Annotated in this window: 25 protein-coding genes; 2 read left to right on the forward strand and 23 right to left on the reverse strand. The window is 40.3% G+C overall.

Annotated elements, in window-relative coordinates; genetic code table 11:
- Positions 1–224: 224 nt before the first annotated feature.
- On the forward strand, positions 225–1,085 hold the full coding sequence (locus C3B52_RS22155) for a hypothetical protein (protein ID WP_103108567.1): 861 nt from the start codon (positions 225–227) through the stop codon (positions 1,083–1,085).
- Positions 1,086–1,241: 156 nt separating this feature from the next.
- On the opposite strand, the gene C3B52_RS22160 is transcribed toward C3B52_RS22155, so the two are convergent.
- From C3B52_RS22160 to C3B52_RS22190, 6 genes are all read right to left on the reverse strand, one after another.
- Positions 1,242–4,487, reverse strand: a complete 3,246-nt coding sequence (locus C3B52_RS22160) for a cadherin-like beta sandwich domain-containing protein (protein ID WP_235615819.1) — start codon at positions 4,485–4,487, stop codon at positions 1,242–1,244.
- A gap of 252 nt (positions 4,488–4,739) precedes the next feature.
- Entirely contained in the window at positions 4,740–5,249 is a 510-nt protein-coding gene (locus C3B52_RS22165) for a hypothetical protein (RefSeq protein WP_103108569.1), read from the reverse strand.
- Between the two features lie 49 nt (positions 5,250–5,298).
- The gene (locus tag C3B52_RS22170; protein ID WP_103108570.1) at positions 5,299–5,784 is read right to left on the reverse strand and encodes a hypothetical protein; all 486 of its coding nucleotides are present in this window, start codon (positions 5,782–5,784) and stop codon (positions 5,299–5,301) included.
- 275 nt (positions 5,785–6,059) lie between these two features.
- Positions 6,060–7,001, reverse strand: coding sequence for a DUF5131 family protein (locus C3B52_RS22175; protein ID WP_201264926.1), 942 nt, complete (start codon positions 6,999–7,001; stop codon positions 6,060–6,062).
- A 230-nt stretch (positions 7,002–7,231) separates the two neighbouring features.
- Positions 7,232–8,086 (reverse strand): GIY-YIG nuclease family protein, encoded by an 855-nt coding sequence (locus C3B52_RS22185; protein WP_103108573.1) that lies wholly within the window; start codon positions 8,084–8,086, stop codon positions 7,232–7,234.
- Positions 8,083–8,544, reverse strand: coding sequence for an ASCH domain-containing protein (locus C3B52_RS22190; protein WP_103108574.1), 462 nt, complete (start codon positions 8,542–8,544; stop codon positions 8,083–8,085). Before C3B52_RS22190 ends, C3B52_RS22185 begins: the two co-directional genes overlap by 4 nt.
- A 781-nt stretch (positions 8,545–9,325) precedes the next feature.
- Here C3B52_RS22190 and C3B52_RS36610 point away from each other — a divergent pair.
- Entirely contained in the window at positions 9,326–9,472 is a 147-nt protein-coding gene (locus C3B52_RS36610; RefSeq protein ID WP_164684863.1) for a hypothetical protein, read from the forward strand.
- A gap of 129 nt (positions 9,473–9,601) precedes the next feature.
- Here the strand turns inward: C3B52_RS36610 and C3B52_RS22195 are convergent, their stop codons facing one another.
- The 17 genes from C3B52_RS22195 to C3B52_RS22275 all read right to left on the reverse strand — a co-directional run bounded on the left by C3B52_RS22195 (position 9,602) and on the right by C3B52_RS22275 (position 20,345).
- Positions 9,602–9,952, reverse strand: a complete 351-nt coding sequence (locus C3B52_RS22195; protein WP_103108575.1) for a hypothetical protein — start codon at positions 9,950–9,952, stop codon at positions 9,602–9,604.
- A gap of 129 nt (positions 9,953–10,081) precedes the next feature.
- Positions 10,082–11,833, reverse strand: a complete 1,752-nt coding sequence (locus C3B52_RS22200; protein ID WP_103108576.1) for a DEAD/DEAH box helicase — start codon at positions 11,831–11,833, stop codon at positions 10,082–10,084.
- Positions 11,834–11,843: 10 nt separating this feature from the next.
- Positions 11,844–12,254 carry a hypothetical protein gene (locus C3B52_RS22205; RefSeq protein ID WP_235615820.1) on the reverse strand — a complete coding sequence of 137 codons (411 nt, stop codon included), beginning with the start codon at positions 12,252–12,254 and terminating at the stop codon, positions 11,844–11,846.
- A gap of 190 nt (positions 12,255–12,444) precedes the next feature.
- Positions 12,445–12,780 (reverse strand): hypothetical protein, encoded by a 336-nt coding sequence (locus tag C3B52_RS22210; protein ID WP_103108577.1) that lies wholly within the window; start codon positions 12,778–12,780, stop codon positions 12,445–12,447.
- A gap of 145 nt (positions 12,781–12,925) precedes the next feature.
- Entirely contained in the window at positions 12,926–13,150 is a 225-nt protein-coding gene (locus C3B52_RS22215; RefSeq protein WP_164684864.1) for a hypothetical protein, read from the reverse strand.
- 62 nt (positions 13,151–13,212) lie between these two features.
- Entirely contained in the window at positions 13,213–13,569 is a 357-nt protein-coding gene (locus C3B52_RS22220) for a hypothetical protein (protein WP_103108579.1), read from the reverse strand.
- Between the two features lie 37 nt (positions 13,570–13,606).
- Positions 13,607–13,771, reverse strand: a complete 165-nt coding sequence (locus C3B52_RS36615; RefSeq protein ID WP_164684865.1) for a hypothetical protein — start codon at positions 13,769–13,771, stop codon at positions 13,607–13,609.
- A 59-nt stretch (positions 13,772–13,830) separates the two neighbouring features.
- Positions 13,831–14,016 (reverse strand): hypothetical protein, encoded by a 186-nt coding sequence (locus C3B52_RS22225; protein ID WP_103108580.1) that lies wholly within the window; start codon positions 14,014–14,016, stop codon positions 13,831–13,833.
- 972 nt (positions 14,017–14,988) lie between these two features.
- Complete coding sequence (locus C3B52_RS22235; RefSeq protein WP_103108582.1) at positions 14,989–15,354, reverse strand: hypothetical protein; 366 nt, start codon at positions 15,352–15,354, stop codon at positions 14,989–14,991.
- 40 nt (positions 15,355–15,394) lie between these two features.
- A complete protein-coding gene (locus C3B52_RS22240) occupies positions 15,395–15,631 on the reverse strand; it encodes a hypothetical protein (protein ID WP_164684866.1) in 237 nt (78 codons plus the stop codon).
- Between the two features lie 65 nt (positions 15,632–15,696).
- Positions 15,697–15,882, reverse strand: a complete 186-nt coding sequence (locus tag C3B52_RS22245; RefSeq protein WP_103108584.1) for a hypothetical protein — start codon at positions 15,880–15,882, stop codon at positions 15,697–15,699.
- A gap of 128 nt (positions 15,883–16,010) precedes the next feature.
- Positions 16,011–16,304 carry a DUF2325 domain-containing protein gene (locus C3B52_RS22250; RefSeq protein ID WP_164684867.1) on the reverse strand — a complete coding sequence of 98 codons (294 nt, stop codon included), beginning with the start codon at positions 16,302–16,304 and terminating at the stop codon, positions 16,011–16,013.
- Between the two features lie 196 nt (positions 16,305–16,500).
- Complete coding sequence (locus tag C3B52_RS22255; RefSeq protein WP_103108586.1) at positions 16,501–17,967, reverse strand: DNA cytosine methyltransferase; 1,467 nt, start codon at positions 17,965–17,967, stop codon at positions 16,501–16,503.
- A complete protein-coding gene (locus C3B52_RS37845) occupies positions 17,964–18,227 on the reverse strand; it encodes a helix-turn-helix domain-containing protein (protein WP_103108587.1) in 264 nt (87 codons plus the stop codon). The genes C3B52_RS22255 and C3B52_RS37845 overlap by 4 nt, the downstream gene beginning before the upstream one ends.
- Complete coding sequence (locus C3B52_RS22265; protein ID WP_103108588.1) at positions 18,224–18,427, reverse strand: hypothetical protein; 204 nt, start codon at positions 18,425–18,427, stop codon at positions 18,224–18,226. The genes C3B52_RS37845 and C3B52_RS22265 overlap by 4 nt, the downstream gene beginning before the upstream one ends.
- 10 nt (positions 18,428–18,437) lie before the next feature.
- Entirely contained in the window at positions 18,438–18,842 is a 405-nt protein-coding gene (locus tag C3B52_RS22270; RefSeq protein ID WP_103108589.1) for a hypothetical protein, read from the reverse strand.
- Positions 18,843–18,905: 63 nt separating this feature from the next.
- Positions 18,906–20,345, reverse strand: a complete 1,440-nt coding sequence (locus C3B52_RS22275; RefSeq protein ID WP_103108590.1) for a CHC2 zinc finger domain-containing protein — start codon at positions 20,343–20,345, stop codon at positions 18,906–18,908.
- Between the last annotated feature and the right edge of the window lie 12 nt (positions 20,346–20,357).

Here is a 20,357-nt window from a genome sequence, read left to right on the forward strand (position 1 = left end):
AATAGAATACACGGAGCTATAGCCAAGGCCAGTGTAAGACTGGCTTTGGTTTTTTTTGAACTATCGCTCCCTGCTAGTTAAATAATAAAATACCTGTCAAATACTTTGGTTTTCAGACTCTTTGAACAGCTATCTTTCTCAAAAAACTCTCAATACTTTACCAATACAAATCATGGTAATTAGGATATACTCTATTACGTTGTCTTATATTTGGAAAAGGATTGATGGGTTTGACTAAAAAAGGAAAGTTGAAAAAATGGAAAAACATGAGGGACCGGAATGAGGCAAAAAAAAATGAGATAAACAATCAGATTATTATGCAAATACCATCTGTAAATCAACAAACGGAGAACAAGAATCAACCCCCACAAAAGGATAAAGAATTCCTTAAACCAAAAAATATTTTCCCTGTACGAACTCGACGCACCAAACTATTCTGGTTTTTTTGGAGTTGTCTAGTAATTTTATCACCATTTGTGTTGCTTGGAAAATTTGGTGTAGGCATCCATATAATACTTCTTTTGATGTATTCTTTAGTTCATTTTGTAGACCTCACTTTTGTACGGACTATTTACCTAGTCTTAGTTTATTCTTTCATTAATGTAATGTACCCTTTTTCTGCTGCATTGTCCTTAGGTTATTATAATGGGTACACTGCCATCACTACTTCTAATTTATTCGTCTTATTTGTTGCCATAGTTTTGTCAATTAACTATTGGAGCATACGAAAAAAAGTTAAATCAAATGAAATAAAAGGACAACGCAGCAAAAAGGGAGAAGTTTTATTATTAAAAAGAGAATTTGATCTTAATAAGTACATGTTAGATAAGATAAAAATTGCTGTATCCTTTACGTCAGTACTGGGTGTAGTTCCGTACATATTTAAAGCTCATGTGCTCCCAGATGAAATTCAAAACCGCCTTAAAGAAGTCTTTACAATACTTGGTTTCGAGAATCTATCATTTAATGCACTAACTCTATACATTGGCATATTCGTAGCCCTTAATTTAGTGTTTAGAATGGGAATTGAACGTCTAGCAATTAAAGAAAATTTCGACGTTGAAGTCATCTCAACGAAAAAGTAAAAGAGTTTATTCAAGACCCTTACATGATAAAATGCAATTTCACTATCCTCTCTCCCTCGGTGGGCATCAGCTCCGATCAAGGTTTGCTGTCAGTCTTGTTATCAAAAGAAAAAGGAGCTGCGCTTGCAGCCCCTCTCTTATTTTCACTCGCTCAACTTACTCCACAATTACAACCGCATCGGAAGGCTTACGGTGAACATCCAAACGCTGTACCTCATAACGATAGCGTTGATCCGCTCCCCCAACTTTCCTAAAGTCAAAGTACTCATCTTTTACCTTTACAGACTGCACACGTTTCCCGGTAGTCTCGTTATAGATCGTCACAGTGTAGTCAGTTGCGGGTGTCTTGTCGGATGGTGCACTCCACTGTAGTTTTGCTAAGGTAGACGTATTCTCAAGCAGTTTTAAACCACTAACCGGTGTTGCTTTCACATCTGGAGATCCGATGGCTGTAACAGTTTCCTCAGCGGTCACTCCACTCGTGCGAAACGAAATCTTTACAGTATATACTTCTCCTTTTTGTACGGAGATTCGATGCCCGTTACTACCAAACACGATCGTATTGGAGCGGGATGTGACCGTTGCTTCTTTTAAGCCATTTCTCCAGAGTTCTCCCGTTACTAAATCTTTTGTTGGGTTTTGAAACATCGCAATAAGTTGTGTATCAATCGGACTTACCATAAATCCAGGAATTGGTCCTGTTCCTCCACCTGATTGTCTAATGACCGTCAGTTCATACGTATTGGTTACTGACTTGTCTGGACTCGTCACTGAAATTTTTACCGCGTTACTTCCTGTTGATAGCCCGATGCTCGTTGAATAGCCACCGCTCTGTACCACCTTGCCGTTCACCGTGATTTTTGCACCTTGTTCAGCTGAAGGCATAACTGAAATGCTTGTAGTATTGTATGGTACATCAACTTGATAGCTATATCGGCCTGCCTGTAGCGAAGGAGAAAGGGCTCCAACAGACAATTTCAAATCTGTCAGATCGGCGTTATTGGACAAATCGCGGTTCACGGTAATGGTATACGTATTGGTTGTTACACCGTTGCCAGCTGTTACTTTTACAGGAATAATCGTTTTTCCGGAAGAGATCACAATGGGTGCCGTTGTCTCGCCACTTCCGTATACATCCCCGTTGATTTGGATTTTCGAATTATTATCGTCACTTACAGCTGTTAGTCTTACATACTTCACATCGTTTTTTACTTGTACGGAATAATCATTAACCGTTGGGTCGAAAGCGGGTGCCATTTTGCCATCAGATAACCATATATCAGCTAATAAAGCATTACTGCTTCCAGGACGAGTAATAGTAAACCCGTAAGTTCTTTCTTCTCCTCCTGGAGCTTTTACGTTGATGGTTACCACATTTGTGCCAACTGTTAAGGGCAGCATCATATTTTCTCCACTTTCAACGACTTTACCATTGATTTTAATAACCGCATTTGGATCTTCGGATACCGCTTTAACTGTAGTTGTTGAGGTATTTGCCAGGACTGTACCTGTATACGATAACGTTTCAGATGCGAAAGCGGGACGCATATTTACATCAGTAAAGGAAACATCTTTCAGAAGGGTATTGTTGCTCGCTGCTCTGTTTACTTCAATTAGATATTCACGTTGTGATCCATCTTGAGCCGTAACAGAAACAACCACGTTATTTTTACCATTCTGCAACGTGATTGTACTAGATTCTTCTCCACTCATGACGTAATTACCATTAATCCTAATGACTGCTGCTGAATCAGATGAGTTTGGCGTAAAGCTAATCTCTTTCACATCATACGGAACGTCTAAGGTGTACTGTAGATGATCTGGTGAAAACATTGGGGCTAATCCACCAGAAGATGGTTTAAGAGAACTTAATTTTGAGTTTCCGTTCTTTGCGCGAACGATCGTCAATTCGGTTGATTGCGTTGTCAAACCATCTGGTGCTGTCACACGAATACCGATAGAATTAGATCCCACATCCAATGGGATTGATTTAGAAGTTGCACCGCTTTTTACGGTTGTATTGTTTACCGTGATGGAAGCTTGCGGATCATCTGTTGCAGGTGAAACTGTAATGGATGTTGTGTCAAAGCTTACGTCCGCACTATAGGAAAATACTTTGCTGTTGAAGCTAGGTGATAAGGTACCTTCAGATATTTCAAGTTTGCTCAATGCCACATTCTTACTTGCAAACCTAGTCACTCGGAGTAGATAGTTTTTCTTCGTAATTCCATCCTCTGCGGTAACATCCACCTTGATATCATTATTACCCAATTTCAATGGAATGAGAGAACTCTTTGTACCACTCGTGTGCTCCACACCATTCACTTTCAGTGATGACCAGTTCTCTTCGAGGACCGGGGTAACAGAAATTCCTTCAACTTCGTTTTCGACATCTAATAAGTACCCCGTTGTTTCCTTTTTAAATGAAGGTCGCATTACATAGCTCCCTGAATAATCGTTTTCGAAGCTAATGAGATTAGCATTCGAGCTGAGTACAGTAAATTTACGAGTGAGCTGCTGAGACTGCCCACCGTTATTATCCTCCACCCAGATCTTGAGATTATGATCTCCTCTAGAAAGTGCGGAGAGCGGGATCTCCTTAGTAAAGCTTTGATTTGCCCCTGTTGCATCGACTGTATAAAGCGTATTCGTTGTTCCATTATCAACCGTATACTTTACAAAGAGTTTATCTCCTACATCTTCATCCAAGATCGTCCCTGTTACGGGTATGTGATAAGCCATTCCAAAGGATTGACTATCAAGTGGTGCAGTGAGGTTGATTGTCGGATTGGTATTGAAAATATAATTCACAGAAACAGTATATTGATAGTAGTGTTCGTAGGTTCTCGTATCTGGCTTAGATACATCGCCTGTGTAAAAAGCCTGAACATTATGCACGTCTACGTTAGTTTTAGGATCATCTGGCATACCTGGACACTGTAAGCTATGTGAATAAACCAAGTCACCAAAACGAAGTCCTAATGTTCCTTTAAATCCATCACTATCATAAGCCATGGAACGCGGAGCACTCTCATAGTTACCAGGGCCATAACAAATTGGACCAGTATGAGCTGTGTATGATCCACCCGGAACGGTTACTGTCTTGGTTTCAGCGGGACTACCTCCTGTTTGGACTGATCTTGAAGGTGAGCCATTCGATAGGTTAAACGTGATTGTTTCCCCTGACACGCTATACGTCACGTTTCCTGTGTTCACTGAAACACTCGATACCGATTTCAGTTTTGGGATCGATATTGAATGTGTTTGATTTTGAGATGTACTCTCGCCGAATGTTTTAGAAGTATTTCCAGATGCTGCTTCTACTTTTCGAATTACCACATCAGAAAACATCATCGTTATTACCAAAACCATGGTTAAGAATGATAAAAACCACTTCTTCATTTCCTCAGCCCTTTCTTTATTAGTTCGCATTTCCACTCTCATATGCCAGCAGCTCCACGCTCCTTTGCTTCGGAAAAAAGAAAAGGTCGAAGAGCCATAACGATGGCATCTTCGACCGGTATTTCCGTTCGGGTTTATCTAATTTTTCAGTTAACCAAATTATACCTAGTGTCATCCCTATCGTCAAACTTGAATAAGAGCATTCTTTGATGTAACAAGAATACAAGAACTTCTGGAATGAGAATAAGCTAGCTATTTTTCATATGTACTAAAGAAATCAGCTACCATCTTACTCTGCATTTGATCCCATTCTTTTTTCAACTCTTTTCCAGGAAAAACATTTTGTATAATACTGTCAACGACAACAATCGGATAAGAAGGCTTATCTATTTCAATTAAAAATGGTGGAATCGTATAAACGCCAACAATGTTTCTGTATCGATTAACACTGACAACTACTTTATCTACCTCTTGTTTAACAGAGGTAACATGCGAAAACTCTGGACCTTCAGATTTTATGACGATGTACATTTTATCATCAGTTGTTAGAAAGGAGCTTCCTTTATCATATTGTTTACGTAGATCCTCTGGCATCCCTTCAATTCCTCTTATTTGGTAGCGAAGATGTTTCACAGCTGCTTCTGTCTTCTCCAAAAATGGAATCTTTCCTCCAGTTACAATAAAAATCGTTAAGAGTATGATGATGGCCCCAAAAATAGTATATACTGGAGATTCTTTTGCTTTTTGTAGATTCTTGCTCATTTTATTTCCCCCCTCTTCTTCTAATCTCATTGATCAATTTGGAAATAACCTAATCGACCTTATTGAAAACTCCCTTCAATGCCTCTTTCGCATTTTTCCAGCTACCAAAAATGCTTTCGATATCTTCCTTTGAAGGATAACCATTACGAGCTAATTGCCACTCATTGTAGCTGGTTCCAGTCACTTTGCCTGTCTCTAATTTTGCCAGTTTCATAGCTTCTAAGCAGTCCACATCATTAAATAGTCCCGCTCCTTGATCCTTCTTTCTCAATCGATGCTTCCTCATTCGTTCAGCTCCACTCACTCGTTCATGCTCAACTTTACATGATGAACATAGCAAGAGAGTTTCTTTAAATTCATTCATTTTCATTCGCGCATTTGTACTGATCATTTGACTCTCGCACTTATCGCAGATGGTTAGCAAAAGAACAGGTTTATTGGGATCACAAGAGTCATTAATCGCATCTAATAACTCTTGTAGAGAGATCCCCTTCGTTCCTAACACTTCGAGAATCTTTTGAAGTTGTATATTCATCACAAGATGTTCCTCTCGTCAAAGATATAGAATATGTACGTCTACCCTCGAGTAATCTCATGGGAGACTCTCCTTCTCCTACATCTTCCATCACTGCACGAAAAACTTCAATACTTACTTGCTTCAAGACAAGTATTGGCTCCCCAGTCTGGATAATTTTTCTACTTATCATTAATTTAACTCATTTTTAGTTACAACACAAATAACGAAACAAAATATCTCATTCTTCCGTTCGCTCTACACTAAAGATTTTTCGATGGGGTCTGCACGCGCTTTTATTGAGTATGAGGGAATTCATTCCACTCTTTACTGTACAACAGACGTCCAGCACGTTTTCTTCCTACCCGATCCATATAAACGTAGTTATCATCAGAAGGTATGCTTGTATGCACTAACCCTGCGTCTGTGTCAGTCACCCAAAATTCCGGGTCGTCCTCATTATCTTCATCATGTGGGAGGAATTCGCCCCATTGCTTAAAAAAGAACGCAACACCATACTGCTCGCATTGATTTTTTAATCCTTCTACCCACGATTGTCTCAATGGTCTTGCATTCGTTCCTGACTCTCCACCTACTATCACCCAATGTAAGTAGGATCTACCTGTATCGGGCTCTATCCAACTAAAATGGGTTGTTAAATCGATCGGACCGAGAAGCGGTTCACATGAAAGGAACCTTACAGCTGCTTTTGTTTTGACCAGATGATGGACACGCTCATGATTTGTCTGTTCGTTCTCTATGGATACGCCTAACCATACATGACTTGGCAATTTCTCTAGGTTGTTCTGTTTTAAATAGGCAGTCACAATCTCCCGCATCCGTTCGGCCCTTTTCGTCAATATTTGAAAAGTATGCCAGTTTGCTTTTACCATGACGTCGAAAACTTCCTTAATGAACCATCCTGGTACTTCTTCATGAAATAAGTCTCCCATGCTATTCACGAATATTTTCCTTGGTTTTCTCCACGATAAGGGCATATCTAACCTGTTTTGAAACAGCTGTATTTCATTAAACGGTAACGCATACTGTTGAGGCAGCTTTTTCCCGTTACGATAGGCATCATATCGCCTGTTATGAAGAGTCATAGCATAGCAATTGCGGCAACCTTCCGAAACTTTGCTGCATCCTGTTAATGGATTCCATACTTGGTCTGTCCATTCAATAGAAGTTGTCATTTTTACCCTCTTTTCTCTTATGTACTTCTGATCCTGTACCACCGATCTACTCCACGTTCTAAATTCTCTATCATCATGTAGATCGTGACACAAACCATTATTTGACGATATTGATCCAAAGGTAATTGAAATCGTTGTGAGTAGATTCGACCGAGGCGATTTGCTTCAGTTCGTAGTTGTTCTACAGTCATATCAGAAAGATCATCCTCAATAGGTATTTCCTCACCTAATATGATAGTTGGCATTATATCTACTTCTCCTTAATCCATGTCTTATGGAACAGAGATTTCCAGTTTTAATTCTTCTTGCTTTAACACCATGTCGTTAAATTTTTGTTTTAGATCTTGGAGCGTTATTCTAGGTTTCATCAGGTTCTTTACTTTATAGCCATCATGTTCATACTTACTAATCCACCATGCCTCTATGTTATTAAGATACAGCTGATTCTCCGTATCATTTTGTTTTGGATTTCTATTCACTTCAGCTAGTACGTGAAAGCTTAGGTCGCTTAAATCTCCTTTGGATCCATCCTTAACGTGTTCTTGCCATCGAAAGAAGGGGAGGTACCGTGTTTGTCCAATGTAATATTCATCTTGCGTTCGATTGTAAATAAGGTATATGTAACCAAATACAGTACCGTTCCTGCCCTCTTCTTTTTCTTGAAACACCCCTTCAGCGTCTACGCTTCTTTGGGTACGATTGAAGTCTGCCCTACAATCATAGGTACAGAAGTAGGCTGTTCTGTCTGAGTCATCGAATTCATCATAATCTACTGCTTCCCACCGATTTCCTTCCCCAATGTATTCCCGTGGAAACTCACTGGCTTTACCTTTAAGAGGTATATGACACGAGAAACAATAAGAATCAATTTGTTTGTAAAATCGATCATAGAAATATTTATCGCTATCCATAACGATGGCATATACTCCATCCTTCTTCTTGGGCCGAGCAAACTTCATTTCATTTGAAGTACCATGACAATAACGTTCTCTGACGATTTTCTTTGCTTCATCGCGCTCGACATCTTTTAGATAGAACTCATCTAGAAGCGTCCCCTTTTCAGAAGCATCCCTTTCAAAAGAATAATCAAAAACACGTATCCAAAAATATCGAGTATCTCCTTTCATAGACCCACCCCTCCGACTGAATTGTTATACCATTCCCACAGTCTTTGATATCCTTTTGCTGGAACAGGATCTATCTGCTTTCGATCGGTCATTTCCCAAGCATACCGCCCCGCTTCGTACCAGCCAAAATCATATTCAATCCCTCGTACTTCAGTAACACGGCCAAGAGCAGATAAATAAGCAACCTTTTCTTTGTCATTCGTTTCTTTTACCAATAAGCAATCAGCAAGTGTAGCGATTGCTACGACAGACCCCATCGGAAGATTATCAACCTTGTAGCCATGTTGGGTAAGGATCGATCGTATTGGTTCTGTCTCACACATTTCCGTATCAACTTTCTTTGCAGCGTGAATTGCAATTTTTCCTCGATAATTGGTAAGCCAGCTTCGAGTCTCAAATTGTTTCTCCCCAATAGCAATCAAAGTTGCGTAGGGTTGATATATGGTAATGGCTTTAATGGTATTTCCCTCCTAGCGATGACCTGAAAAACTTGTGATTCCGAATTTATTTCTCCCACTTAATAAATCGTATGGTTTGTCAAACCATACATATCTTTGGTATGTGGCCCCAACTTTAGTTAGGTCAAAAAAAACAAGAGATATGATATATTCACAATGCCCATTGTAAATTTTCCTCTCTTTATCCGTTGATGGAACGCCGTGTGCGATGAAAGTCGCCCGCACGGTGTAGGCTCGTTATAAAACCGAAATAGAGAGAGGTATAAAACGAGAATAGCGGACCATCATTTACAGCAGAAATTGACAAACCTCTTTCCGGGATAGGTACATCAACTATCACTATCACTGCACTGGATAACAACTCCAATCCAATGCCACTCTATCCTTTTAAAGTTGACGTTGTTATAACCAACAACGGTGATGACTTAGAGGTGTATTCAATTAATGGAGCTGTAATTGTCTCTAGTGTAAATGACTTAGGTATACCCCCAACTGGCTTTAACGGAAAGACCACACTTACTGTTGGCTTTTTAAGTGCAATAGATCGTGGTGATGGATTGTCGCTTCAAATAAAGACTATTGATGATAAAAAAGTCGGTAGTGCATTTTCGTACGTCCATGAATAATTTGTAATACTTGCCCTTAGGTGAAATCCCTAAGGGCTAAATTTGAAAATGTATAATTCAAATGCTATAATTTTTTCAGATCGAAGCGACAAAGGAGACGCTCACTATGAGCTGAGATGCGTCGATACTCAATAATTAGAGGAGCGTGTTTCCTTATGTCAAAAATCAATCCGATTGAAGAATGGTTTAAGTTACGGAATCCAAAGAACGGTGCAGAAGTAAATGCTACTTTAAAATTTCTCCCTCATTGGGATCAACGCGGATTTATCGTAGTAGGAAAGACTACGAAACCTAATTTCTAAGCAGAGGCAGCCCTTTCGGCTGCTTTTTTATTTAAGTAATACCTGTGTTAAACTGACCAATCACGTTTTAGTTTTCCTAGGTAAACGTACATACGAAAAATTTTCAGCACGATTTTGGTCTTACTCATTTTATTCTTCATTTTGTAAAAAGTAGATTTCTGAATAGCAGGCAAAGCAAGCTCGTTCAGTTCTCATTTTTTCACCAAACATTGTTTTTTGTGCTACAATCCTTTTTGCAGCCTCCTTACTTTCTACTTTTATTTCTTCTAGTGTACAACCTCCGGCATTACACATTTCCGTTATAATGAACCACGAGCCACTCTCTTTGTCATAGTAGTAATCAAATGGATATCTAGATTCACCCCGCTCAACTGTTGCCATAAATTGATCTATTTTTTTGTCGATTATTTTCCAATCACGTACTAATCTAATAGCTTTCTCATACATGCTTATATCCATGAAAGTAGGTTTTGATAACATTTTAATCCTCCAAAATAATTCTTTGTTTGATGCATTCTGTTTAACCAAGTAGGTAGTTAGGAACACTGTCTGCATATGACTAAGACCTGAGGTTTCTATGACTCACTACCATTGTCAACCTTGACCTTATTAAGCAGATTTTTGCATCTTGCGTAATCGCTCGATAACTAGATCCATGTGCTTCCCGACTTCAACCTGGGCCAATGCTCTATCACTCTCAGTTTCAACATCCCCACCCATGATGCCGACAAATTGAGCTGTTTTAAATCCGAGGCAATCCATCATTGCCTCGTCTGTACCAGCAGACGAAACGAGATAATACGACAACACAGAGTCTTTCTGGCCCATCCTATGGGTACGATCCTCACATTGGCTATGTATTCCTGGTGACCAATCTAATTCTCCAAATACATTGATTCTTGCACGGTGCTGTAATCCATCAAGACCGGCAGCAGCTCGTAAAGAAATGATCATTAGATTTGAATCGCCCTCTAAGAATTTTTTCTTATTCTCCTCCTTCTCTCGATCCGTTTCATGACCAGTTATCTTAACTGGAGAGCATTCTTCTAATTCATCCATCCAAATTTGGTATACAGCATGATGCCAACCATAAAGGACAACCGCCTCCCCAGCATCAAGTAGCATTTTTACAAAAGCTGCTACATGTTTTGCTTTGGCGATCCCGGTTGCTTCTCTGGCTGCAATACTTATCTGTTGTTTGTATCTACCCCGCTCTAAATGATTCGTAGCATTGTCAAGTTGCCTCACCAACGACAATGCAAACTCGATACTTTGGTCATATATCTTTTCGTCATAATCTATTTCGTGGACAATTCTACGTTTAGGAGGCAATTCGTCTAATACATCTTCTTTTGTTCTTCGAAGCATTAGGCCCTCGCGACGAAGATGATCCCCGAGTAACTCCGGATCTGCAACACTATCACTGCCATAACCATAACACCATTCTCTGGTAAAAGAGTCATAATCTCCCAGACAGTGCATCTCGATGATGTTAGTTACTGCCCAAATTTCGGCACCTTTGTTGTATATTGGCGTGCCCGACAAACCAATGCGATTCTCAACGCTTTCAGCCAGAAGTGATGCAGCACTATACTTCTCGGTACCGGTATGCCTTAGTTCTTGAATTTCATCGAAGACTAGAAAATTGAACCTATACTCTGGTAGCACGTTTTTCCAACCTCGTAAAAGACCATAGTGGATAAGGTAAAACTGGGCAGGTGGCAAATCGTAAGGTTTTAACCCTTTAATAACATGGACCATATTCTCTGTTGTAGGGAACAAGGATTGCTGACCTTCTATCTGTGGTTGTATAAATTGGGTGATATTACTTGACCACTGCCGAATAATATTCTTGGGGGCAACAATAATACCCGGATAGCCATTCAACTTAGCGATCCATGCAAGTGACTGTACTGTTTTTCCCAGTCCCATGTCATCAGCTAACAGAGTTGGAGCGTTATTTAATAGAAACCCTGCTCCTTCTTTCTGAAACTCTCTTAACTGGCCATTGAAATATGAAGAGGTTTCAATTTTTAGCGGTTGTTTCCGCATTTCTAACCGTTGCTGAACGTGTTCAATTGTTTTCCTATAATCTTGCTGCCATAGCTCAGGATCAACGACTCGTAGGGGGTATCTCTGCATCAGCCAGTTTAAATCCCCATTCGTTCTTTTGTTTCGTTTAAATCTCGCCTCTCCTTTCCCGCGTCCCATTGAACCAGGAAAGAGTTTCTTCGCCATCTGAGTGACTACCGGTTCTCCTTTAATAATCCATGAGTCAGTCTTTTTCTCGTACATTAAATCACCGTAATAGTAATCATCGATTGCGATAGGTGGTTCTAAATAAGTAGGTAACACCGTCATCTACTTCACCTCACTTACTGGATATGCCCCATAACCGATTGAGTCCAATACAAAAACACGGCTTTCCATTAATCTCTTCAGGTACACCTTGGTACCTTTCGATAACTAGAATGATTGCATTTACTTCTGGATAAGAAGCATATTTCTCTAATTGAGCAAGAACTTGTTTTTCGTTTGGTTTTTGCTTCTTTGCTTCAATTGCAATGCCTCCTTCAGTAAGAAAATCTACTCTACTTCCCTTGCCAAGCCTAGACTCACTGGAGTAACGAATATTTGCTTTATCAAGTTGCTCGCTGATCTTCCTATGAAGCTGATACTCATCGACGAGGACATGTACACGAACATTCTTTAATGCAGTAATCACTTCAGGTAACCTGGTAGTAACGTTTATAGGGTCATTATCAAATAAACCGATTTGCACATCGTTCCCCTCATTTCGTGTTCTGTGCATTTAGCAAACTTAAATATACTAATGACATCGCCTAGCTTTTCGCACTTTCTCATCAAACGTTCTAATTTCATGGTATAAGTTATCTTTGGGTTATTAGATATGTTCACTGTGATGACTTATCGGAACACATTCTACTCCCACCTCTTTGAAGACTTACCATTTAGGTTAAGTCCATAGCGGTAATGAAAACACCTTGTGTCTGGAGAAACGCGAGCGTTAAAGCAAATGGTGCATTGTTGTGGAAGGAAATGTACGTATACCCATTGATGATCCTTGCTTGTCCGCGATACCCTTCCTCACTTTGATCAAACATGAGATAAACCCCTTTCTCCCTAGCCATTTCGACCAAGACACCCATACTTTCCCAAGATACGGTTGGTGCGAAAAGAACGTATCCACCCTGTTCGGTTTTGTAGTAAACATCTCCGTTTTCAACAAGCAGATAATCTAACTCCAATGCTGATGCAACCATTTGATCAATCTCTGCATTTATCATGTTCTTCTCGTTATCTCCCTTCACCAGACATATGAGTCAATCACAACAAGGAAAACCTCACCGAATGCTGTTCTTGTCCATCTTACGGTTGTTCTTCGACATGCGTGAACGTGAAAGTTCGATAATTCCTATGTAAAATGCTCTATTAGCAACTCGTGCAATCCTCTGCTGGCATCCAAGTTTCATATCCATCTCCGAAATGTAACCGCAGTTCTGCATTACCGTATTGTTTAGATGCTTTGATTTCCACGATTTTTCCAACGGCACCATATAAGATTCGCTTTTTATCATCATGACTTGTTGAGATAATCTCAGCATATCCGCCAACGCCAAATTCCCCAAAAACTTTGACCTCATTTGCATCTCCCATTTTCAATAGCTCCTCTCGTTTCAGGCTTGTGCAAGAGCTGGATACAACGATGTGATAAGCCATCATTCCTCTTGCCAATCAATTACTTGTGCCCCTATGATATGATCACCCAGAACCCGCTGATCATCATCAAAATGAATTGTGTATGGCCTTCCAGATTCTTCGTGATATAGAGTCAAGGAAATAGCTAGTTCCTCTTCGTTATCTTCAGCTGCTCCAACTTTGACTTCTTTAGCGGAAAACTCCCAGTCAGCAACGTGGCTAATAGCACTATTGATAATTGCCACGCCAGAGCAGTTTCCACCAATCTTGTGTTGGATTGTAGCCACATGCCTTCCAATTCGAACGTAAACCTCGGTAGTTTGAACTGTACGCTCAGGCATTTCGCAAACGTTGTAATTTTTCATGGATTCATACATCGCTATTCCTCCTTGTATCCCTACATTATTTGTAAAACTATGGGTTGAACGTTCCGTTTTTTACCTCATGGACGATTTTCAACTTCAACTTTGACAATTCTATTCCGGTTTTCAAATCGTCGTTTCTTGGCCTCTTCTTTTTTGCTGGCGCGTACTCTTGTTCGTTGAGCCAATTGAACAGCTTAGTGGCATCAATTAACACCATGAATCCTCCTTTTCTCCCTGAGCATTTTGATAATCCCCTGTAGGGATCTCCACATTCTACTGTCGAAGTCCCTCGATATAAAATGCCACCTCAACATCCTGAAATAAACGTCCTTCAATCAATGCTTTTAGTGCTTCCTCACGTCTTTTCGGCCCTGTTCCAACGAATTTTAAAAACTCATCAACTGAGACAAAGCTTTTTTCATCCGACTTTTTAATCCATTTGACCACTGAACTCGTCATAAGGAACCCTCCATTATTCAAAATGAGCATTGTGTTAAATCTAGCGCACAACAATTTATTGCTTCGTTGGATCGTGGACAATAACTTCACATTCTGGACTAGTTGTTTTTATTGATGTAACAACCAGTTTTATTTTCTCTTTCTTATACTTACTGCAACTTAAGCGGATCGCAGCATATACAGGAGCAAGAAAAGCAAAGTACGTTAAGCAAATCAACGGAAGTAAAATCATTAATCATTTCGTCTCCCCCAATCCATTAATATTGAGTATGATTTTCATCAGTAGAGTTTCTTCTTAGTAAATCATGTGGTTCTCGATGGAGATGCCTATCAATTGATCGTAGTAATCCAGTGCAGAAGAAATGAAAGACTAGAGCAATTAAAGTGGCAATCATTGGGCCAATAGTAAGGAAGAGAACAATATCAAGAAAGAGTGTGTCACTCATTTTTGGTTGAATAAGAATTGCCTCCTATTCAGTTAGCTGGTTACTCATTTCGCATACAGGTCGTGAGAATTAACCCTTTTGGATTTCTCTTTCCGTACCTTTTGTTCGATGCTCTCAACAACTTCCCGCTCCTCTTTGGTTAACTCAACTTGAGCTGTTACGCAATCGATCATAATTTGGATGATGTCAAGCTCTGGTTTAGAAAAGTACATAAAACACCGACTTTCCTTATTACACATCTTGTTTTCTTGAAACGAACATAAGTGGGTAATAGGAATGTTAAAATCCCCAAACCTTCCTATGCTCTTCTCTGTATGCTTCAAGCCACTCTTCTCTTTCTTTCAACGGACCACCACAATTAGGACATGTCGCAAAACCAAATGACTGAACCCACTTCGTTTTGGGCTTATCCGTTTTTCTCTTACTCGTATTGCATTTATACCTTTTAGGCAACTTTTTCACTTAAGATTCTCCTTTCTATTGAAGTGTTTCCATTGCTTTGACTCTGTGAATCTTGACACCATCGTTACAGTTCCAAACCCTCTAAACTTGATGCTTGAGTAGTAAAATATCCGTTTTCCCATAAGGTGAACTTGATGAATACATGGGCGCCCGCGGTACCTTGGTTTATCCCATTAAAATCAGCTTCTACAAAACAACTGCAAATGAGAGAACCACCAATTACCTCATCCGAACCGTTCATGAAATATTCCTCTTTCAGGATCTCTAATTGGTAGTCGAACACTACACTAATGATGAATTTTAACTCCCTCAGATTTCGCTTCCCCTTGTAGTAGATATAGTCACCGTGATTATTCGTTTTCCACCGATAGTCATTTGTAAAGTATTTATAGAGCATGGCTGTTCTGTCATTGAAATCACTACTTCTCATACAATCCCCTTCCATTTATCGATTGTTGATTTCATGCTCTTCATTCGGTCGGAATGATGACCTTCCACTTTCCCTTATTCGAGAAAAGCTTTTTTCTATATTTGCCCTTTTCAACGTCATAATCATAATGTCGACGATGTACATCCCCATTCGATTCTTTGTATTTGGTGTCTTTCATTAATGTGACTGTTCCGGTGAAATCAGGATGCTTGAGGACAAAATCCCGCATTGCATCATCGTTTTTAGCATCCTTATGTACATCTGTTACAAATGCCATTTTGGAACTTATAAGCTTGTGATTCATAAATTTGCTTTCCTCTCCTTACTGTGAAGAACATATCGTTAGATGGGATCGTACATACCCCGAATTTGGATACATTTTTCAAATGCTTTTTCGAGTTGTTGTTGAGCCATTGCGTGGCCATCTCGGTTTTGATCATCATCATGTAGACTTTTCGCGTTGCCTACCAGTGTTTGAATCTCATCAACTAACTTGATTATTTCTCGTGTTTTCCCTCTTGGTTTCATACTTCTTACCTCCCAGCACAACAGTGTCATTAATGGACCATTTTTTCATCAACGAGAATGGAATAGCTGGTAATTTGATGCAGGCTACTCCCCTACATGTGAGTTAGATCAGTTGACTAATCTTCTTACTAACAACTCAACGCCTCTTGAATTTTCCGAAGCGTACTATTCCCGCCCCTGGAAAAGTGATAAACGATTTTCTTATCCATTTCACCGGCAAGCTTTCTCACTTTTTTCATCGTGCTATGACAAGTACATTGCGTAAGCACGATTACATCCGATTTCCTAATCAAGCCACGGAAGTCTTTCGCGCTATTTCTTGCGTTATCAAAGAGAAACTCGAAATCGGCTGTAAGCATCTCAAGGTGCGTAGACTTATGCCCTCCGAAAACCGCTATCGTTTTTTTCTTCACCTGCTTCATGTCAGCACTCCCTTTCTTACCCATGTAATATTTACCAATCATATTGGTAACAATATACTATATTTTTTATAACACCACAAGTGACGTAACAAAAAATATAGTATATTCCTTATCCTCTCTTTTCCCTTCACATCAGGAGAGAGAATCAAGTTTCTCTCCTGATCGAAAGGAAAAAGTCGGTCGTTCATTTTTTTGTTTAAAGCAGCAACTCTAGCTGACCATTCGTTTCCGCTAGAGGAATTTCGTATTCATCAACCTGTGTAGCTGAGTACAGTTTTTTGACTTGAGCTCCTATCAAAGCAGCTGCAATCTCTACCGCAATCGCTTTGGTAGGAAGACCATCCATCCCTTCACCCAGTATCTTGTACCCGATACTTAGGGGTAGCTCCGGTGAGATTTCGAACCAGGAAGGCAGGTTCATCATGCGAGCAACTTCAGTGATGGAAAAAGGTCGCCATAGCTGCTTGTCCTTATTGTTTTGTAAGTACGAGCAGGTTCTGGAGATTCGAAAATACTCTTTAGCGAAGCATGAAACTCTATTTGATTCCGGAGTAACGAGTGTCAGCTCTGATTTGGCAAATCCGGTATGCGCATATTTCTCAGCATGTGCTCCCTCGAAATATGCCATTGTTGAGCCCGCTTTTTCACGCCATGGCATGGTTTGCTTCTCATCCAAAAAGTCAGCTACTTTTGGCAGCTTTCTAATTTTGGGGGTAAGGGGAACACGAAACGGTACCCGCTCCCGAAAAGCAACGCGGTATCCTCTTGGTCGTGATGCGATTCCTCCCATTTGAACAGGATTCAGTTCGATTGGAATCCAAAATTTAAAAGGAGTTAAGATCTCTTGAATCAATTGAAATCCCCGCGTTTTAAAAAACTCGGGCACGTTTTCGATAAATATCGCCTGACATTTACTTTGCAAGACTAGACGAGCAATATGGATACTCTGTGCATGATCGAGCCCAGCTTGTCCGAACCCCAGTTTAGATGATCTTTGGCACGGAGGGGTGATGAGCACACAGTCACACTCAGGTATCTCCGAAACATTTGCTATGTCTCCCCAATAGAGAAAAGAGTCTTTAAAATTATGGGCAAATGTTCGAATCGGCATTTCTCCCCATTCGACCGCCCCAACGCTCTCAAACAGCCCTGTTTCTATCATGGAAGCCGTGCCGGTCCCACCACCAGAAAAGAATGAAAGAAGACGTAGTTTCTTCAATGGATCGCTTACAAAGGAAGGACGTGAATATTCAACGAGTTCAAAGGAGATTTCTTTGCGGATAATGAGCTTATGGGGGTAAACTAAAATATCGATCTTCGTTCCAGCTGGGATCATCTGAACCGTATCATTGGTAATATCAATGATCGGCTCCTCCATCTCCATACCGCGTCGCAATCGACGACTAACGGTATGAGTAGACTCTTCTTCGTCGCACCGTTCTATAACGATGACACCCCATTGTGGAAAAGATTCAACCTTAATAGGTTCTCCTGGAAGAAAATTAGCTTTCCTTAATACAGGGCCTTCCCCCCAAAATCTACTTTCAGGAGGAAGGGCCGTTGCAGTCGGAATCACTTTTCTCGTTCTCGGTTTTACTTTTTTCATCATTCTCGTATTTCGCACCATGAGGAGTTCAGCATCTTGCTTAAGAAGGGCACTCATAGGAAAAGCACCTCCTCGATCGCAACACACGTCAGTTCAGGAGTGTAGCCTTTTGGCCTGATATCGGTGACGTTCACTCCCAAATACAAGGCAAGTTTAACAGCTAGATGGGGGCCAGGAATAAAGATCCCCTCTTCCATCGCCTGTATGTTTAACACAGTGGTATCGCAAAGTTCAGCCAGCTCTTCCCTACACATATTCAAACTTTCACGGGAAGATTGGATTTTCGCTCCTGTAACTTGTTTCGCTAGTATATTCATAGGTTAATACCCTCACTTTCAAAAATAGGTTCTTGTTGATTCATTAACGACGAAATACATTCAATGCAAATTTTCTTTTTGCTGTCCCCTTGTACAGAGGTCAGTTCCGCGACTGGAAAGGAATTACACTCCTCAAGGTGGACTTCACAAAGTTGATTCCGATGAAAAACTCTCGCTTTCAGACGGTCTTGAAAATTCATAGAGATCCTCCTAAGACATCATGAATAAAACTCTTTCTAAACGAGCACATCGTTTATCCAATTCCTGATAATCTACGTAAATCGCATAACATTGCGGAAGTTCACCACAGAAATGGGCCACATTTCCGTTTAGAATGGCCTTCTTTTTATCTGTTTTAGGAGCGGGGCGAAATGATGGAAACCGTTCCAACACTAGGCCTTCAAAGAGGTTGTTATACCAGTTCTGAATCACATTGATATCGATCTCATCAACCTGTTCAGTAAGAGCTCTTCCCGCTTCATCCCTCATATAGGCATCAGATGGGTGCTTTAGAATGGATCCCCATGCCTGTTGCGCTTCTAATCGTAAACCCTGGTTGACCATCCGATATAAGATGATGACACCTAGTGACTCTAATAATTTGGCGTTGGTCATTCTCATCAACTCCTCTTGCTGAAGAAAAATGAGAAAGCAAGCACCAAATTTGGTACTTGCTTCTTAATTGATTGGAAAGATCTTCGCAGAACGCCCAGCTAAAAGAATGTCGTCTATTCCTTTTCCTTCAGATTGATCCCAGGCAGCAAGAAAAACTTTCTTTCCCGCTTGCACTAAGGCCTTGGCAATTCCTTCAATGGCCATCCCAATCTCATTCAGAATTTCACCTGTTGTATAGTCGATCTTTTTTTGCATTAATGCATCTGAATCCAGATAAATGACATATTCATCTGCATTCAAAGCAAGTGCTCCTTCTACACATACCTTCCAATTGCTTAAACCAGGTGTGCAAGAAAATGGAATGTTGAGGATCTCAGCAGCAATGTCACCCTTCAGAGGACCTTCCGTTATCCCCACTCGCTTTACTCCAATTGGTGACTTCTTTTCCTTCTGAAAAGAGGTTGGCAACGCGATATGGTAGGAAGCAGTTGCTGGGGTTCCTTTCTCCAAATCGGTAGATGCAAGCCACAAATACTTGTTCATCGGCTTTACCTTTACCATACCGATATTCTTGCCGTTGGAGCTTACTGGAATCTCGCAAGCTTCTTTGATTGGGACAGAAAAACTAGGTTCTCCACTCCATTTGATGCAGAGCTCCATAGTTTCGTAATTCAGCTGTGCTGATAAAAGTTTATGTTCTTTCCCATTGGGATCGAGACAAGTAATTTTGTAGCGTGGTTTATCCAATCGATATTGAAAGCCAGTGATCTCCATATGTTCATTTCGAACGGGGATCAGGAATCCAGCTGAACCACGTAGAGTCCAATACTTGTCACCTTTCTTTGGTGTAGCCTGATAGAAACCAGGAATGCCTTCTAAGGTGGGAAGTTCTTTAGCCATTTCCTTGGCGAAATGGGATGGTTTTTCTGGAAAACTCCGGTATCCTTTCGCAACGATCGTTTCCTTGGTCAGTTTACGAATTTGTGTTAGATGAGTAAAATGCGCGGGGGACAATTGAGTGTGTTTAAGGAGTAGTTGATTTGCTTTCTTAATGTGTTTCATATCTTTTGGGAGAACCTGTGGCTTTGATGTACTTGGGGTAAACGTACGTGGAGTTGGTTTTGTCTTTGAAGACTTTGAGTGATTTTGGTCTGTGGATGGAGCATCTTCATAAATGATCGGATGATTCATCGTTTCACATATGGCCTCTATCGCGGGAATGAACTTAGATTTATCTTCCTTTGCATTCGTGCCCCATAGATACTGGATCATAAACGATATAGAACCCTTACCATTAGCACCGCACCCATGACATTTAAAAAAGTTTCCAGAAGCATTGATGTTCATCGATCCTGATTTTTCCTCATGAAACGGGCATAAAATCATGTTGTTGCTGGTTTTTCGACGGGAGAAATAGAGGAGTCTTTCTGCTAAATCAATAAGCGGTAGGTATTTAGCAAAATCGATGGTTTCTTGACTCATTGTTTGATATGTAGCATTCATCTCACATTACCT

Source organism: Brevibacillus reuszeri (genome assembly GCF_002897295.1).
Taxonomy (GTDB): Bacteria; Bacillota; Bacilli; order Brevibacillales; family Brevibacillaceae; genus Brevibacillus; species Brevibacillus reuszeri_A.